10 protein-coding genes and 2 pseudogenes are annotated in these 19111 nt (G+C 35.1%); 3 read left to right on the forward strand and 9 right to left on the reverse strand.

Annotated features, from left to right (window positions below; translation table 11 throughout):
- Positions 1-41: 41 nt before the first annotated feature.
- From AC0L5U_RS01085 to AC0L5U_RS01125, 9 genes and pseudogenes are all read right to left on the reverse strand, one after another.
- Complete coding sequence (locus AC0L5U_RS01085) at positions 42-1517, reverse strand: glycoside hydrolase family 140 protein (protein WP_473414196.1); 1476 nt, start codon at positions 1515-1517, stop codon at positions 42-44.
- Positions 1518-1529: 12 nt separating this feature from the next.
- The gene (locus AC0L5U_RS01090) at positions 1530-3653 is read right to left on the reverse strand and encodes an outer membrane protein assembly factor BamB family protein (protein ID WP_473414198.1); all 2124 of its coding nucleotides are present in this window, start codon (positions 3651-3653) and stop codon (positions 1530-1532) included.
- A gap of 6 nt (positions 3654-3659) precedes the next feature.
- The gene (locus AC0L5U_RS01095) at positions 3660-6317 is read right to left on the reverse strand and encodes a VCBS repeat-containing protein (protein WP_473414199.1); all 2658 of its coding nucleotides are present in this window, start codon (positions 6315-6317) and stop codon (positions 3660-3662) included.
- The gene (locus AC0L5U_RS01100) at positions 6247-6957 is read right to left on the reverse strand and encodes an FG-GAP repeat domain-containing protein (protein ID WP_473414202.1); all 711 of its coding nucleotides are present in this window, start codon (positions 6955-6957) and stop codon (positions 6247-6249) included. The genes AC0L5U_RS01095 and AC0L5U_RS01100 overlap by 71 nt, the downstream gene beginning before the upstream one ends.
- A gap of 193 nt (positions 6958-7150) precedes the next feature.
- Positions 7151-8692: a RagB/SusD family nutrient uptake outer membrane protein gene (locus AC0L5U_RS01105; RefSeq protein ID WP_473414205.1), complete on the reverse strand. Its 1542-nt coding sequence runs from the start codon at positions 8690-8692 to the stop codon at positions 7151-7153.
- A 32-nt stretch (positions 8693-8724) separates the two neighbouring features.
- Positions 8725-12285 (reverse strand): TonB-dependent receptor, encoded by a 3561-nt coding sequence (locus AC0L5U_RS01110; protein WP_473414207.1) that lies wholly within the window; start codon positions 12283-12285, stop codon positions 8725-8727.
- A gap of 139 nt (positions 12286-12424) precedes the next feature.
- Positions 12425-13546, reverse strand: coding sequence for a FecR family protein (locus AC0L5U_RS01115; RefSeq protein ID WP_473414209.1), 1122 nt, complete (start codon positions 13544-13546; stop codon positions 12425-12427).
- An 87-nt stretch (positions 13547-13633) separates the two neighbouring features.
- Positions 13634-14248: an RNA polymerase sigma factor gene (locus AC0L5U_RS01120; protein WP_473414210.1), complete on the reverse strand. Its 615-nt coding sequence runs from the start codon at positions 14246-14248 to the stop codon at positions 13634-13636.
- Between the two features lie 19 nt (positions 14249-14267).
- Positions 14268-15072, reverse strand: a pseudogene (locus AC0L5U_RS01125) (transposase).
- A 1469-nt stretch (positions 15073-16541) separates the two neighbouring features.
- Between AC0L5U_RS01125 and AC0L5U_RS01130 the strand changes: the two are divergent.
- From AC0L5U_RS01130 to AC0L5U_RS01140, 3 genes and pseudogenes are all read left to right on the forward strand, one after another.
- Complete coding sequence (locus AC0L5U_RS01130) at positions 16542-17942, forward strand: sulfatase family protein (RefSeq protein ID WP_473414211.1); 1401 nt, start codon at positions 16542-16544, stop codon at positions 17940-17942.
- A 459-nt stretch (positions 17943-18401) separates the two neighbouring features.
- A pseudogene (locus AC0L5U_RS01135) lies at positions 18402-18482 on the forward strand (hypothetical protein); the annotation flags it as partial.
- Positions 18483-18615: 133 nt separating this feature from the next.
- Complete coding sequence (locus tag AC0L5U_RS01140; protein ID WP_473414215.1) at positions 18616-18741, forward strand: transposase; 126 nt, start codon at positions 18616-18618, stop codon at positions 18739-18741.
- Positions 18742-19111: the final 370 nt, after the last annotated feature.

The following is a 19111-nucleotide window of genomic DNA, read 5'->3' on the forward strand; positions in this document are numbered from 1 at the left end:
ATCGCTATAACTACTGCCGTCTTGACTAATACTTGCACGAATTATTTTTTGTTAGACGTGGAAACACCTTGATATTCCTCTAGTTGAACGCCCCTCTCTGTTTTGGTATCTAAAACCAATAACCAATCATTGTTTTCACCGTTAGATGGCGGTTGAAAATCCAATATTCTTTCTTTTGAAAGGTTTTCAATTTGTGTTACCGTACCATTTCTTGGGTTGTACCATGCAGCGTACAAGACGTCTCCCTCAATTTTATTCCTATCTACGCTAACATTTTGACCTTTCGCCATGTACAATAAAGCCCAACTACAATTTAATGCTGTAGCTGCTCTGATATGATCTTCATTTTTACTATTTTTACCATAAATCAGCGATTGGTTGGGAAAAAGTTCAGAAATGGAATAGGTTTTTAGCACATTTTTCAGGTGAATAAGCTGTGTGGCTCCTTCATCATTCAAAGCAGTTTTCCAATCAGAAAGGGTTGGTAAGATTACCTCATTTCCCTTTTTAAACATTTGCCATACGGCATTATTGCCATAGGTATAACCACAGGCACCAGCCAAAAAATTCCAATAAGCATGTAGTCGAATATCGTGGCTATTAAAAAATCCATCTTTAAAGTGGTTGGGATTTACTATTATCCCATCCTTATTTAGAACGCTATCGGACACTTTTCTAGGCAATTCTTTATTCATAAATCTATAGAATCGAACAGGTATATTTTCGTATGCTGGCTCGCCGTCTACAAAAGGCTTCACCGGGGTTTTTAAATATTCTGTTTCTGACCAGTCGTATACCGGATTGAATTTTCGATTATGAGCACTTTGATACATATTAAAATCTAACCAAGTTTCGTTGTGAAACCAGAAAGAGGATGAACTTTCTCCACGAGGATGGTAGGTTATTAAGTGTTTTTCCTTGCCTCCTTTTTTTAAGCCTAAGGCCAGTTTTTTCCATGTCTCAAAGACCTCTAAGTTTGCAATATCTCGATCACCACCTAAAATCCATATAACTTTATGATCTCTATAGCGTTTGCCTAAATATTTCCCATACTTGCACGCATTTTTTTGATTCATAACTACGGGGCCTTTACCAGGGGATTCAGAAAATACCTTGTCGCCCCAAGCAGGCAACAAACCCATAACCAAACCAAGTTCATTTGCTTTGTTTACGATGAAATCTACATGTTTGAAATAGGCTTCATTGGGCTTATTAAGGTCAAAGTCAATTAGAGGTAAGTCTCCGTAGAAATTTGGAGTTTTTATACCATCAATCTCGGCCAATACAACTGCTTGAATTATAGTAAATCCTTGCTTTTTTCTAGTTTCTAAATAGAAAACAGCTTCCTCTCTAGAAAGCTTATGAAATAGTTCCCAAGCAGTATCACCGAGCCATATGAAGGCTTGCTTATTACTTGTTTGAATAAATCTTCCACTCTCACTAACTTGAAGAAACTGAGAAAATATTTGAAGTGTAAACCCCAAAAATAAGATTAGAAAAAATAAGTCTTTTTTCATATTAATTCTGCATTATTTAAGTGTAAAAGCTACTATTTGATTTCCTTTTTTTGTCCCTAGTTTTTCACCACCACATGCAATTACAATGTATTGTTTACCATCAATTTGATAGGTAGATGGGGTCGCAAAAGCAGGGGCTGGCAGCATATATTCCCAAAGAATTTTCCCTGTATGTCTATTGAATGCTCTAAAATAACCATCTTTTGTAGCACCTATAAATAGTAATCCATTTTCTGTCACTAGCGGGCCGCCATAATTTTCTGTTCCTGTATTTAGAATACCTTTCTTTTTTAATTCGGGGGTTTCTCCGAAGGGTATTGACCACAAATATTCTCCGCTATTTAAATCTATTGCATGTAGCGTACCCCATGGAGGATCAATACCTGGAAGTCCATTGGAATCTAAAAATTTATTGTATCCCTTATGCTTATATGGAGATGAATTAATATTTTCTACTATTTCTTTAGTGAGTTCTTTTTCATCATGGGTTTCTATATCCATAAGAAAGTTAATTAGTGCTTGTTTCTCATTTCCTGTTATCTGAGGAAAACCAGGCATCATGCCTTTTCCTTGACTTAATATTTGTTCTATTTCTTGTATTGAACGCCTGTCTTTTAAACCGATAAGAGAAGGAAAACCACTTAATACAACACCTTGTCGTTTATTTTTATGACAAGAAGCGCAAACGTTCCTATATAATTTTTCTCCTTTAGAACTATTTTCTTTTTGATTTTCGTTTCGTTCCATTTGTAAAACCCAAGGCATTTCATTGGAGTTCACATAAAGAATACCATTAAAAGGATCCGCTCCAGCACCTCCCCATTCTGCACCACCATCATAGCCAGGGAGTAATAACACGGGCTCTAGACTTGGAGGCGCAAATAAACGATTATCCATTGCGGCAATAGAATCTCTTAAAGCTTCTTTGTCTATAGAATATGGATTAACATTCTCAGGGAATATTGTATTAGATCCCCTTGCATATGGTTTAGGAAGTACTGGTACTGGTTGTGTGATCCAAGCTTTTTCTTCGGCAAAAATAGATTGAGGAACCGGTTGTTCTTTTATTTCGAAAAGAGATTCTCCTGTTTTTCTATCAAAGACAAAAACATATCCTTGTTTGGTTACTTGAGCAACAGCTTCAATTTGTTCTCCTTCACGTTCTACAGTTATTAAGTTAGGCGGCGCAGGAGGGTCTCTATCCCAAATATCATGATGGACAAACTGAAAATGCCATAATAATTTCCCTGAAGTTACGTCTAGGGCTAATAAAGAATTTGAATATAAATTCTTTCCTATTCTATCTGCTCCATAAAAATCTGGTGCTAATGAACCTGTAGGAACGTATAAAATACCTAAATCCTTATCTAATGCGGTTCCCGCCCAGTTATTGCCTCCTCCTATAGATTCATTTTTATAAACTTCTTTATCTTCCCATGTATCGTAACCAACTTCCGAAGGGTATGGTATTGTATGAAATACCCATTCTAAGTTTCCGTTTATAACATTGAAAGCCATAATATCTCCAGGTGCTGCTCCTTCACTTTCGGTAACACGGGTTGGTATTACAATTAAATCTTTATAAATTGTTCCAGGAGTTGTAGAAGTCATGAATTTATTTCTTGCTATCTCTGGCAGCCCTTTTCGTAAATCAATTTTTCCATTACCTCCAAAAGTCGTTATGGCCTTGCCTGTCAATGCATTTACGGCCATAAGCTCCGAACCTCTGACGAATAATATACGCTTGTCATCTTCTTTTGACCAATAGGTAACGCCTCTGCCAGCAGACTTGTTAAGTGTATCACCAACAATCCAAATCTCTTCTCCTGTTCTTGCATCTAAAGCGATGGGTTGCTTGGCTGCTGTAACTCCATATAGGATGGTATCTATTATAATTGGATTCATTTGCATTTGCCCCCAAACTGCAGATTCATAAGACCAAGCCATATCAAGCTTAGCTACGTTCTTTGGTGTAATTTTAGATAGGGTAGAAAAATGGTTGCGATCAGCACCACCTAAATAAGAAGACCATGATTCATATGATTTGTTAGAATAATTGCCCTTCGAATTCGAATTGCATGCACTACTTAAAATACAAATAAGAAACACAATAAATTGATTTTTTTGTATTCTCATTAGATTTTATTTTTTGTCTACATGATAAAGTCTTAAGCTATCATTATTGCTCACGATTAATAAGCTTTTTCGATTGTTATGAAGCTTTAAGTACTTGGCATCTCTTACATCAGTTTGTTCTAAAAGACCACTTTCTTTAGATGATAATGCTCTGAAATCTCCTTTACCATCTCCTAGTAGTACCAAACCTGTTGAAGCATCGTTTCGTGGTGTTTCTACTTCGAAGGGATAAAAATTACCAAGGAGTAAAAGGTCTAGATTTCCATCTGTGTTAAAATCTTCAGTTAAAATTGCATTTACCGAAGAGAATTGTGCTTCATTTGGTAAAGGCTTCATCTCGAAAATTTCGTTTCCTTTATTTTCGATATAACTGGTAGCAAATTGGAAGGCCTCGTAATGCAAAGCTTTGTTCAGCTCCTCTTTGGTATACACATCCTCAAGAGTTGCTGAGGCGAACTGCTCGTAACTATCAAATTTGTGCTTAACCGATAAGATTGCTTGTGAAGAGCACTGCTTTCCCCTTACTGAATATTTGACCCCATCTGAATTGTATCCTAAGACGACATCTATTCTTTTATTTTTGTCAAAATCGGCCGCATATACCTCAAAGGGAGCTTTTTCAGATGCTTTGTACTTGTGATTCAATCCTAAATTACCAACCACGTAGTCATCATCTCCGTCATTATCAAAATCTGCACAAAGAATACTAGACCACCATCCGGATGATTTATCCAAACCATATTGATGGGTTTTGTCTACGAAACGAGATGCTTGGTTTTTGAAAAAACGAACGGGCATCCATTCTCCTGTTATAATTAAATCGGTTTTTCCATCGTTATCAAAATCGCTCCAAGCGGCTGAGGTAACCATACCTGGATTCAATAGTTCTGGCGCTATCTCTTTTGTTATATCCTTATATTGAAATTCACCATTATTCATCTGAATATTTTCTAAGAAGTAGCTTCTTGGCGCAATGGGATATTGTTCAGGGCTAAGTCTTCCTCCCACGAACAGATCTAAATCTCCATCCGCATCAAAATCATAAGGCGCAACTACACCCCCACTTGTATGCATTTTAGGTAATTTGCCTAAGGATTTCATGAATTCACCATTGCCTTTGTTCAGATATAGGCGATCTTGAAGCATGGGGTTATCGCCTAAAAACTCGTTACCGCCGGAGACTACATATAAATCTTGATGCCCATCTAAGTTTGCATCGAGAAAAACCGCATTGACATCCTCAAATTGTTTATCCGATTCTAAGAGCGTAATATTTGACTTTTCAAATGTTCCTGTGGTTTTTTGAAGAAATAGTGCCGAACTTGAGCCGGCAGCACTACATATAAAAACATCTTCTAATTTATCTCCATTTACATCTGCAACGGCAATTTTGGGACCTAATTTTGAGGTTTGATAAGGTAAGAGTTGTTCTCTTAGATAATCGTTATACTCATTTTCTTTATGTTCATATATTAGCCCTTGCAAATTTGAGGCTTTCGAAAAAACACCTAAATCAAATTCGGTTACATTGGTACTCTGTTCAAAGTGGGCGTTGTTATAGTTTATGACAAGTCTTTGGTTTATAAGTATTTGCTTTAGGTGTTGAACTTTTCCATCGGGCCAATGAACTTTAATCTTTTGGGCAATATTGGCATTGCCTATACCAAAATGAACTATTGGTTCTACAGAAGACTGAAAGCCACGAGTTAAGGTTACCTCATTTGTTTGTTCTATATTTTCTGTAGCAAGTGTAATTTTAGCACCAACTCCAAATGGGTTCTGCTTTGGCCCTTCTAACTTTAGTTGAAGGAATTGCTGCCCATTCTCGACAGCGAAGTTTTTAAAGATGCTCGCCTTATCATCTATATTGTTGGTCACAACCTCAAGGTCGCCATCCGCATCTAAATCAACGTAAACTGCGCCGTTAGAAAAGCCTTTAAAGTTTAAACCCCACTCTTCTTGTTTTTCAGAAAACGTGAGATTACCGTTGTTTTTGAATGCATAATTTTCTATTGATTGAGAGGGCATTTCGGAGAGTAAATCGAGATACGAAGTTTTTTTATCTTCTTGGTTTTTCCAAGATGAAAAAGTAGATCGATTGATTTTTTTAAAAAAATCCCTATTATTAATATCGCGTCTGGTACCATTGGCAATAAAAATGTCTTTTAACCCATCGTTGTCCAAATCAGCGAATAGGCTTGCCCAGCTCCAATCTGTTTTTGCAACTCCTGCCAGATATGATATTTCACTAAATACAGGCATTCCATCGTTTTTGATTCCTTGATTAATTTGTAGCGAGTTTTTCATATATTGATGATGAAAACCAAAATCTACCATTTCTAAAAAGCCAGGAACATCCATACTTGCCATATTGGCTTTCGATCTTTGATTGTCTTCAGGAGTCATGTCTACTTGAACAATATCCAATAAACCATCATTATTGAAATCGGCAATATCTAAGCCCATGCCAAAGAAAGAAGTTTTCTTAGTTACAAGTTTTGATTTTTCGGTAAACGTACCATCACCATTATTCATGTACAAAAAATCAGGACTAGCAAAATCATTGGACACATATATATCTATGTGGCCATCATTATTTAAATCTCCGGCTGAAGCACTTAAAGAAAGACCAAATTGAAGAAGACCAGTTTCCGCGAGTGACATCTTTAAAAGAACCATCACCCAAGTTTTCATACAAATGACTTGAATCTTCCCATTTTGGATTTTCCATTTTCGTTCTATAGTAGCTATTGGGGCTCTTAAATGGAGTTTTAGGATAATTAGCAACATACAAATCTAAATCACCATCGCCATCATAATCAAAAAAAGTACCTTGTGTACTTTGCCCTGAATCGGCTACACCGTAACGTTCTGCTTCTTCATCAAACGTGGGAATACCTTCGGCATTTACACCTTTATTTATAAATAGTAGGTTTTTGGTGGACCCTGACAGGCCAGACACACTAACATAGATGTCCAGTAGGCTGTCATTGTTGATATCGGCCATTGTGGCACCCGTCATCCATTGTCCGTCACCTTCAATACCTGCATTCGCTCCAATATTTTCAAAAGTTAGGTTTCCTTTATTTAGGTATAGCGCATTTTTTACCATGTTACCGGTAAAAAATATTTCAGGTAAATCATCACCATTCAAATCACCAACAGATACGCCGCCTCCCATATAAATATAGGGATATGTAAAGTAGTTTAATGAGTCTGTTTCTTCTAAAGTATTTTCGAATTGAACGCCTGAACGTTCAGCGGAAAATAATTGAAATAACCTGTTTTCTTTTTTCTTGTCCAACTTATTATCCGAACAAGAAGTACTAAAAAAAATAAGGCAACGCCAATAAAGAAAAGTATATATCTTATTTTTTTCATTTCAAAAGTTCTAATTTTTAGGTTAAGAATACATACAAAAGGGTAAAAAAGAATGGGACTTACAATTTTACATAGCCCATTCTTTTTCTCAATCTAAACTAACTAATTCAAATTTATTAATATCCTGTATTTTGATCTAGATTAGGGTTTTGAATCACTTCACTATCAGGAAGAGGAAAATTAACATTAAATGCCTGAAATGTCGCGCTTGGATCCATTGTGTCGAAATTGAAATTGGTCAAATCGATTTCACCAGCAATATGTCTGCGTCTTAGGTCATACCATCTATGACCTTCCTCAACAGCAAGTTCTAATCTTCTTTCTTCAAAAATAAGATCTAATGCGTCTTCACTATTTGCTGGCACCGCTAAATTTGCCGGCTCTAGAGAAGGTGCAGCAGGAACGATAACATTACCATTCGCATTTAAATTCAAAATTGAATAAGAATTACGAGCTCTTTCACGAACTTGGTTTACTAACGCAATAGCATCAGCTAAGTTGCCGCCAGATCGGACTGTAGCTTCTGCAGCCAATAAAATAGCATCGGCATAACGCAATATTCGCTGATTGTTTTCTGATAAAAAGTTACCACCTATTCCTGGTATGACTACATCCGTAGTATGATATTTTAAAACATCATTATTGGTCGCATCAAAAGATATTTCAAGTCTTGGGTCATCTGGATTGTATGCATCTATTAAAGAATTAGTAGCCGAGTACGTTCTCTGAAATCCGCCCCCACTAAAAAAAGTATAGTGAGTATTAATCTCACCATTGGCAGGAAAATCATCTTGCCCATTTCCAGGCAACCACGGATTTGTTCGTGTAACATTACTAGATGCTTGATATTCAAATAAAGATTCAGAGTTATTCTGAGTCTCAATATTAAAATTATCTACATAGTTCGGACTTAAAGAAACACCAGATATAGCATTAAAAGCCACTAATGCATTGACGAAATCTGCGTTATCTTGGTTTACCGTCCCTCTAAAAACTAGGGTTTTTAATAACAACGCTCGTGCTGAATTCTTGGTTACTCTTCCAAGGTTATTGGCATCCCATGATTCTGGTAATAGATTTATTGCCTCAGTTAAATCAAGCACAACTTGATCTAGTAATTCAGTTCCTGAAGAATTCGGAAGGTAAGCGTCATCTATTTCCTTTATTCTTTTGGTAGAAATAGGTGCCGTTCCAAAAGTGTTCCATAATTTGAAGTGGGAATACGACCTTAAAAAAAGTGCTTCTCCCTTATGGTAGTCTTTCGCATCTGAACCAGGGTCATAGGCAAAATCACCATTCTCTTCTATTTTCTCTAAAACAACATTGGCTCTACCGATGAGTTCATATGAATAGCGATATAGCTGAGTAATACGGGAATCATTCGGGCCTAAACCATTGAATGAATCATATGCAGAATTTGGAACGCTTAAATTATCACAAGGTAACAACTGCAATGGCTGAAGATACCTTGCCGAAGCAAACCTATAGAAAAATGTCATTTTTTGGTAGATACCGAATACCCCAGCTTCCATTTCGGCCTCATTTTGAAAAAATGCGGCTTCGGTATTGCCAATAGGGTCTTGATCTACAATCTCGTTGTCACAGGCGAAAAAAAACACCAGTAACATACTTATGAATAAATATTTTATTATTTTCATTTGTTAAAAATTAAATTAAACGGATTAAATGATTAAAAACCTATATTAAGACCAGTCGTAATTGTAAAAGGCGTCGTGTCATTTTCAGGATCCAAGCCTGAGTAAGGCGTAATTACAAATACATTTGAAAAAACAGCATATAAGCGAAGGTTAGCGATTCCTAAAGAACTTATCATTCTATCTCCAAAATTATAACCCAACTGCAAATTCTGTAATCTAAAAAAATCGGCATCTTCAACAAATCGATTCGAAAACCTATTGTTACCTGATGGATCACCTGCGACTATTCTAGAATTGGTTGTAGATGGGTTTGTTGTTGTCCATCTATCTAAAACGGAAGTCAAATAATTTTGACCTATTCCAGCCACGGTTTCCCCTCTTCTTCTTATTTCATTTACTCTCTGAACATCTCCGACACCTCTAAACGTAAGACCTAAATCAAAATCTTTATATTCAAAATTTAAACCCAAACCATAATAATATCCAGGAATAGTTTTTCCCAAATAAGTTTGATCTAAGCTATTGATTTCTCCATTTGCTCCTTCACTACGATAAGCAAATTCTCCATCGTCTACATCAGGATCACCATACAAATCTTTAAATCTATAGTCTCCGGGTGAAAGTTGCGATGTATTTCCAGCTACAGTATTGTTTGCTAAGTAATCATCTACCTCTTGCTGCGTTTGAAAAACACCATCGATTACATAACCATATATATAACCAATTGGGTAACCAACTTCAACTCTACCTTGAATGAAATCTCTATTTATTCTAATTCCTGGGTTTATAATTGTTTGAGGTCTATCATTATACAACTTTGTAACTTCGTTCTTGACCGTGGTCAAGTTGAAATTGGCACTAAAGTTCAAATCTCCAAAGCTATCTTGATAGTTCGCAGCAAACTCGAACCCTTTGTTCTCAACCGTAGCAAGGTTTACAACTGGATTTGATGAAGCACCGATAACTAGGGGCAAGTCTATTTGCTGAAGAATATCTTCAGTTTCTTTTAGATAATATTCCGCTGTTAATGTCAATTTATTATCAAACATGGTCGCATCAAAACCTATATTGCTACTTGTTACGGTTTCCCATGATGTATCCAATATCGGAAAATCACCTAAAAATGCACCCGATACAATGTTGCCATTACCCAACGAATAAGATGGATTTGGATTTACTAAAGAAAGATATTGAAAAGGTGCAGTTTCTTGGTTGCCTGTTAAACCATATCCTGCTCTAATTTTAAAATCATTTAACCATGAAATACCTTGCATGAAGTTTTCACCAGATACACGCCACGCCAGACCAATTGCAGGAAAAGTACCCCATTTTTGATTTGGTCCAAAAACAGAGCTGCCATCCCTTCGTACTGTTGCATCCAGGTAATATCTACTATCATAGTGATAGCTCAGACGACCTAGATAACCAATTAACCCCCTCGATTCTCTAGTAAGTGAACCTGGTCTATTTTCTGGAAGTAAAAATTCATCAACTCTACGTTGATCAAAACTTGTTACACCTGTGTTAAATCCATCAAGTAAAACATAATCATAGGACGTTTGTTGATTCATGAAATTATAAATCAAATCTAGATTATGTTTTCCAAATGTATTAGTATACCCGACCAAAAGTTCATTAACAAAGTTAAAGTTATTACTTAATACTCTATTGATCTGAAAGCCTCTCGAATCAGGTACAGCGCTTTGAGCACCATAAAGAGCCACATCTGGATCATTATGACTTTCTCTTTTATTGGTGTAATAATCGACACTCAAAGTACCTCGAACTCTAAAATTTTTCAAAGGTTTGATTTCTGCATACACCGAGCCTAAATTTCTCACTAAGACTCTTTCACGATTGGAAAGGCTCTGTCGAGCAAAAAAGTTTTCAGAAGTACCATTACCATAGCCACTGCCTTGCACTCTACCATCGATTTCTCGAAAAGTTTGAGCGAAACCTGTCGAAGTGCTTTGATCAAATATCGGTTGCCACGGGGCTACATCAAAACTGTTGTAAAAATTATGAACAACTCCTCCATAACTTCTATCGATTTGTTTACCAATTGATAAACGGTAAGACTGTCCGACTTTTAACCAATCTGTTATATTGTGATCAGAATTTATGTTAAAAGAATATCGTTCATAATCGTTACGTAAAAAAACATCTTCTGATTTATTATACCCTACTCCAAAAGCGAAGTTACTTGCTTCTGAGCCTCCCGATGCTGAAATATTGTAATCCTGTGAAACAGCATTTCGAATTCCCGGGCTTTGCCAGTCATAAGTAGGGCTATTACCTAAATATTCAGAAGAGCTAGGGTCATAAAGCAAGCCAAATCCGTTATCTTCATCACCTCTTCCAATCACGGTATTGTTGTTCCATGCTTCATTCGCTATATCAACGTATTGTTGCGTGGTAAGGGTCTCATATCGCTTTTTCAGCGAACTAAACCCGGTACGTTGCGAAAAATTGATTTTCGTTTTTCCTTTTCTACCTCTTTTAGTTTCAATCAGAATTACTCCATTAGAAGCACGAACACCATAAATCGCCGTTGCGGTAGCATCTTTAAGCGCTGAAATAGATTCGATATCGTTTGGGTTGATTAAGTTTAACACATTTGTTGTACCTCGTATATCTATTGCTCGACCGTCAGTCGAAGCAGCACCAGCTTCAATTACTGGTACTCCGTCAATTACATATAAAGGATCGTTGAACCCTAAAGTACCCACACCTCTAATGCGCACTTCAGGTCTCGCATTAGGGTCTGAACCAGGGTTTGTAATTAAAACACCAGACATTTTACCTTGCATAGCCAATTCTGGATTAGGTGTTACCACTTCTGCAAAATCTTCAGCGCTAACCGTGCTAATAGCTCCAGTTAAATCTTTTTTCTTTCTACTACCATAACCAATAATAACAACCTCCTCAAGCTTACCTGCATCTTCAACTAGCTCTACATTAATTGTGGATTCCTCTCCAACACTAATCTCCTTAGAATGAAACCCCAAATAGCTAAAAACTAACACAGCTCCTGAAGAAACGGAAATGGAATAATTGCCATCAAAGTCTGTTTGAGTGCCATTTGATGTTCCTTTTTCTATAATATTGGCACCTGGTAAGGGTTGACCTTCTTCATCAGTTATCATTCCAGTAACTGAGGACTGAACCTGAGCCTGAACTATAATTTGTTGGGGTTTGGAGTACTCTAAATCTCGAGTAATATTAGCCTGTAAACGTCTTAGGAGATATATGCGTCTGTCATTGAGATTAAATTCTGTATCTGTTTTATGAAAGACTTGCTTTAATACATCTCCGATTGCAGCATTTTTCACTTTTAGAGAAATAATTCGCTTGAGGTCAACATCATTTATTTTATAAACAAATTCGAACTCGGTATTGTTTTCAATTTCATCTATCAGCTGTTGAACGGAAACGTTTTTCATATTTAACGACACCTTAGTTTTTTGTCCGTAACTATCATTGGCATATGTTGCAACAAAGGTCATCAAGATCAATAGTGTGCTAAGTTTCATTTTTAAATCATATTTAGTCCAAGGAAAAGGACTGCTTTTAATTCCAAGAAATTTTTTCATATTTTTGTAGCGTTAGTTGTGGTTAATCTAATATCGGTTTAATCACTTCATTATGTCGGAAAATGTTCGTAGCATTTTCCGATTTTTTGTTTAAATTCTATTCATACGTAGTCGAGATTTTAGCGTTAATAATAAATCCTTATTCAATTATAATTTCATTACCTATCTTTTTAAATGTTATTCCATAGTTGATTTTCAATTCTTCCAAAACTTTTTCTATTGATTCGCTCCCAAAATTCGCATTGAATTTTTCATCTGCTAACTCTAGGTTTTGATTCACTATTTCAACGTCGTAACGCCTTTCTAGTTTTTTCAAAATGTTCTTAAAAGACATATTTCTGAATACTAGTTTACCATTAACCCAAGAAGTATATGTTTCAGTAATTACTTTACTAGCAGCCACATTTTCTTCATTGCGATTAAAACTTCCTTTAAAACCCGGTTTTAAAACGGTACGATTCATTTTGGTATTCTTCTCTTTTTCAGAATACATACTAACAGATCCTTCTACAAGAACAACTTCTGAAGTCAAATCTTCTGGGTAAGCAGAAACATTAAACTCTGTTCCTAGAACCTTTATATTCAAATTATCCGCATTCACAATAAAGGGGTTTTCAGGATCCTTTGAAACATCAAAATACGCTTCCCCTGTAATAAAAACCTGTCTTTCCATGCCTGCTATGAATTGTACAGGGTACTTTAAAGAAGAACCAGCGTTTAGATGAGCAAAAGTACCATCTGATAGTCTTAGCTTAAAAGTTTTTCCATACGGCACGTTAAGCGTATTGTAAGCCAATTTATTTCTGGAATCCAGGTCATTATAAAACAATTGATCTCCTTTTTGTTGCCCCAAAATATTTCCGCTTTTATCCGAAATACTGATAGCCTGACCCTCCTGAATTATTTTAATAGAGCCATCTTCCAATTGAAGGGAAATAGCGTTATCAGGAATTGCATTTGAAGTATTTGAAATTGTAGTTTGCCAAAAGAGATATCCAGACATCATTAAACCTAAGCATACAGCAACAGCCGTGAATTTCCATCTAATAAAATTACTTCTCTTAGAATCTTTAATTTGATTATTAATATCTAGCCATATAACCTCCTTTAATGAATACTTATGCTTTTCATTTTTAAAACCAGACTCCTGTTTTCTTGATTTTAGCTCTTTCTTAAATTTCTCGAGAAGCTTATTTTCTTCATCTGAAATGGTTCCGTTAAGATATTTATCTAAAATGTTTCTAAACTCTCTCTCTCGCATGATTATGTTATTATATATATAAGAACCATTTCAAGACCCAAACTCACATGCTAATTCAATTTTTAACTTTTTATTAACATTTTTAATCTAAAAAAAGCCAGCTGCAGAGTTCTGTAGAAGATGAAGAATTAAAAAAAGTGAGGGAATGGAAGATTGAGTGAGTCTCAAATTTAGTCTAACATATTTTAATGCTATTGCCATTTGATTTTCAACAGACCGTTTTGAAATTCCAAGTCGTTCTGCGATTTCGGCATTACTGAACGCTTCAATTCGACTTAGTCTAAAAATTTGCTGGCATCTAGGGGGTAATCCTGTCAATGATTTTTCAAGAAGAAATATAGTCTGATCAACATTATGTTGATTTTCAACCTTTGATTCTGTAACTAAATCCAAAGATTCAATAACACTATGTTGAATCGTATTGAATTTATTGTCCCTTAGATATTTGTAGCATCCATTGTTAACAGATTTGAAAATGTATGCTTTGAAATTTCTAATTTCATTCTCCTCTCTTTTTTGCCATATGTTCAACCAAATATCTTGAATTATATCCTTAGCGACATCTTCATTAAAAACAATAGATTTTGCACTTATGAACATGGGTTCCCAAAATAGTTCAAATAGCCTATGAAAAGCTTTTTGATTACCATTTTTGAATTCTTTCAATAGTAATGTATGATTATTCGAAAACCTTATTGACATATCGATTTAGTCATAGAAGTTATCTTGACTTTTTAAGTTTATAAAATTTCTTTAGTTTTATAACAATGAAAGCAAGAAAGTTAAATCCTTTTCAGCTAGTCAAAGTTGTATCAAATCTGTTTAATAGCGACCTGAAGCTATCCATCCAAGCATTTGTCCGTTCAATAGCATAGCGTTGTTGATAAAGTTTTCATTAATGTTTTTGCTTCATTGCTACCATTACGTTTTTTGTTGGGGCAAATATTAGCAACGATAACTTTGGTTTCACATTTGTTTCTCAATTTTATGGAATCAAAACCTGCATCCGCATTGATAAAAAGTCCATCAACAGGAATCTCAGCATCTTCCAATGTTCCAACAACTTCTTCAAATTGAACTTCTATATCAAATAAATCATTATGATTTCTAGAAACAGGCTCTGACATAGCGATAGGCAATCCTTGCCTATCGGTTAGATAAATGGCGTTTGTTGTCTTGCATTTCTTCCTTCCCTGATAATCGACCACTAGCCCTATCCGTAGTTCTGTTGTATGGCTTCCGTCTAAATCGCCACTAGATAAATCCAGTTTAGTCTTGTTGGCCTTTAAAAGTTCTATCCAACAAGACTTCCATATATCTAACTCGCACCATTTACGATAATGATCAAAAACGGTCTTGTAATGCAAAACCTCATTCTCGAAAAGACTTGCAACAGGAAGAAATTCCAATTGAATACCTGTTTTGAGTTTATAAAGAATTGTATTAATAATCTCGTATAGTGGCACCTTCGGTTTAAAACCTCGTTTTGTCTCTGGTAAATATGGAACTTTCTCTAATTCTATCATATCTTTGCTCAGTACTTGGTATATGTGTTTGGTTTTTATGTTTCGCAACACAAATTTCTATAACCCCTATTTTTTCTCAAAAAAAGTCAAGATGACTTCACTATATAAAATTATATTCTAGCTGCTAAATTTATAAAAAAAGACCTAAAAACAAAAGAATATGATAAAATTAATGACTTCGTTTAAGAATTTACGAAAAGTTTCGTAATACAACTATCAAATGAAATTAGGCTAAAACAAGTATAGTGAGATGGTTGATACACTATTTTTTTACTATTTAATTTCAATTTGATTAAATATAATTTCCTCTACTCCGGTTTGTTTCTTCGAGCTCAAAATACTATTATTTAGGTATCTGAAAAAGTGCTGATTACTCATATAAAATTTTAATATCAGTTACTATCCTGGTAAACTACGCCATTACTTTCACAATGAAAACTAATCAAAAGATACATTTAATCAGAACCAGTAAGGCCAATTATATGCCTTTTTTATTTATGACATCAAATTTGCCTAAGGAGGATCTTACTATTTTTTAAGTCTAGATATTCAAGAGAATGATATCATTTTTTAGCCAATTTATGACTTGAAAATATAATCATATCGATAAAATAAGGATTCCAACCACATTCCATAAATTTCATTTTTCTAACGATAACCAGATATTTGTTTCTATTTTTTTACCACAAAAAAGATTTTTTTGGGGTATTCTTCGATTTTTGTTGAATCATTAATTTAGATATTATGGAATATGCGTATACAGTTTTTTTTTTTTGTTCAACGTAAATAATTTGAGCTATAAATGAAGTCATTTTTAAATTAATACTCCATAACAATAGTAGGGAGAGGTTTTGAGATAGTATAAAACTCTATTTAGGAGTGCTTCTAAAGCATTTTTCTTTTGAATTAGGAAAAAAAATCAAATTTGAGCACACAATGATAAAAGGTTTCAAGATTCGTTTTCGAGATTTGAAATATTTCCGTATTTTCCAGAGCGTCAATACGAAGTTTTGATGGTCATTGGCAACACAGTCAGATCTCCAATCCACCAATTGGATGTTGCAAATTGTATAATTTGTTTACCTTGGCCTGTCAAATAATATGAACGCAGGCAGGCACTTTTGACAAATGTAGTTGCTTTTCAAACTTTTACAGGTTCTAAAACAACTCCTTTTTCTTGATTGCTTTGTATTGAATGGTTGAGATAAAAAAATCTATTTCGGATTGGTTCAATTGAATATGCTGGGTGAGATTTTGAAAAATTGAACTATAATCCATTGATAGAGTCTAATTATTTTTTTTAATCTCACCAAAATGGAGGGCATTAAATGTTCGCTAATTAATTTGAAGATAAGATATTTGAAGACTAAAAAAAACTAACATGATAATTCGAACATTATGAAGAACTCATTATTCATATTTGCTTTTTGTTTTTCCTTTTAGGATGTCAAAATAAAAAAATAAAAAAAGTGCGTACAGAAAGACAACCGCCAAATATTATATGGCTTGTAGCGGAGGATCAGTCTCCTGAATGGTTTCCTATGTACGGCGATAGTACCGTTCAACTTGCAACCTTACAATCTCTTTCCAATGATAGTGTGGTTTTTGAAAACGCCTATGCGCCCGTACCTGTCTGCGCTCCAGCCCGAAGTGCAATTATAACGGGAATGTACCCAACAACGTTGGGCACTCATAATATGCGCACACATTTAGCCTGGATAGATAAAGGCACCAAGCCATACGATGGTTTGGATATACCAAGCTATTCACCAATTGTTCCGAATGGTGTAAAAATGTTTACGCAGTATCTGCGAGAAAAAGGATATTACTGTTCTAACGGACCCAAGGAGGACTATAATTTTCAGAAGCTGCAATCAGCTTGGGATGAGAGCAGTAAGAACCCTCATTATAGAAATCGAAACAAAAACCAACCATTTTTTTCAGTCTTTAATTTTTCGGTTTGTCACGAATCGCAAATCTGGACTAGAGGTAAAGATTCACTTTTTGTAAACCCAAAACAGATAAAAGTGCCGCCGTATTTTCCCGATAATGACACTATTCGACATGATTTGGCGGTTAATTATAGTAACCTTAAACGACTCGATAACCAAATTGGTGAAATAATTTCTGATTTAAAGGAAGACGGGCTATATGAGAATAGCATTATATTTTTCTACAGCGATCATGGCGGACCTTTTCCTAGACATAAGAGAGCTTTGTACGAAACAGGAACCAAGGTTCCAATGATAATTAAATTTCCCGGCAATGAAAACGCGGGTACGTTCGATGACCGTTTTATAAGTTTTATCGATTTGGCACCCACAGTTCTCTCGCTTGCGGGAATAGATCCACCTGAGGTCATGCAGGGAATCGCACAATTTGGAAAATTTGAAGAAGATGAGAAACCTAAATATACTTTTCATTCCTCTGATCGCTTTGATGGAGTCTATGATCGATTACGCGCTGTACGTTCTGAGAACTACAAATATATCAAGAGTTTTGATACTACATTGAGCCATGCATTACCAATCAAATTCCGTAGGCAAATGCCAATGATGCGCGAATTGAGACGTTTATATGCTGAAGGTGAACTAGATGAAAAACAGTCATTATGGTTATACCCTAGTAAACCTTCAGAAGAGTTATACGATTTGCTAAATGACCCGTACGAATTAAATAATATTGCCGCAAAACCTGAAATGCAAGAAACTTTAAAACAATTTAGGGCACTACTCAATAACTGGATGAAGGAGACCAATGACTTAGGCGAAATATCGGAAGAAGAATTAATTGCTAAATGGATACCTGATGGCGAACAACCTCAATTACCTACTCTGGAAATAGAGAAAAAAATGATAAAATACGGTTGATATCCAAGAAAACAGACGCCACTATCCTATGGAAACGCCCTCAAGATTCCCTCTGGAATATCTTTACAGAACCGATTCCGAATACAACTTCTATTGAAGCCAAATCAGAACGCATAGGGTATTTGGACAGTGAAATACTAAATTTAAGGCTAGATTGACCGATTCGATGGCACGTTACAATAAAACTTAGCACCCCAACTTTTATTAGTTTCAATGTAGAATTAAAGGTTGAAGTAACCCACCATAAAGTAGAAGGACATGAATCAAATCTCAAAAGCTCTTGATTTTTTAGGAGCGAATGTAATTTTATCTTTGAATAATTAATTCTGTTTTACCGTTCGTCTGGATTAGCTTGTCAGAGTGAAACAAGTTCGCGGATGAAAGTGGGATAGCAAACTAAGTGCTTGAAGTAAAATCCTATAAGTTGAATTGATTTAATATTTATTTTTAGAAGTTCCTCCTAGGGTTGAATATTCGCTCACTTCAACTGATGAGGAATTGATTCCATTAATTGAGCAATTGATTATTAAAAAGTCATAATTTATCCCTTTTACGGAATCTAGCTTAAGATTAAGACAGTATATCGAAAAAATCACACCTCTTACATGAAGTTATTACCTTTACTCGGATATAAAATTTAAGACCGTTTGTTGCAAAAAAATATCTTAGAAACATGAAAAAACGTATTTACAGTAAAGAATTTAAAGAACAAACAATTCGCTTAAGTTATCAGCGAGAAAACATTAAAGAATTGGCAGGTGAATTAGGTTTAGATCCTCAAAGGATTTATAAATGGTGAAAAGGTACTAAAGAAGTTCAGATTCCAGAGTGTCAAAAAACTGTAAAAGATGATTCTTTAGAGGTTAAAAGATTGCGAAAAGCACTTAGAGAAAAAGAATTAGAACTTGAGATATTAAAAAAAGCCGTTCACATTTTCTCTAAGAACGATTTGGAAGTCTATCAATTTATAGTCAATTATCGACATTTATATCGTTTTGAGAAGATGTGTAAAGTATTAAAAGTAAGTCAGTAGTTATTACAGGTGGTTTAGTCAAGGGCCATCAAAACGAGCATTAGAGCATAGTTTGTTTACAGATTTAATAGAACAAGAATTTGAAGCTAGTAAACAGCACTATGGTTCTACTAGAATTGCAGTACAATTAAAACGG

The sequence above is a fragment of the Jejuia sp. G7-7 genome, from assembly GCF_055808955.1.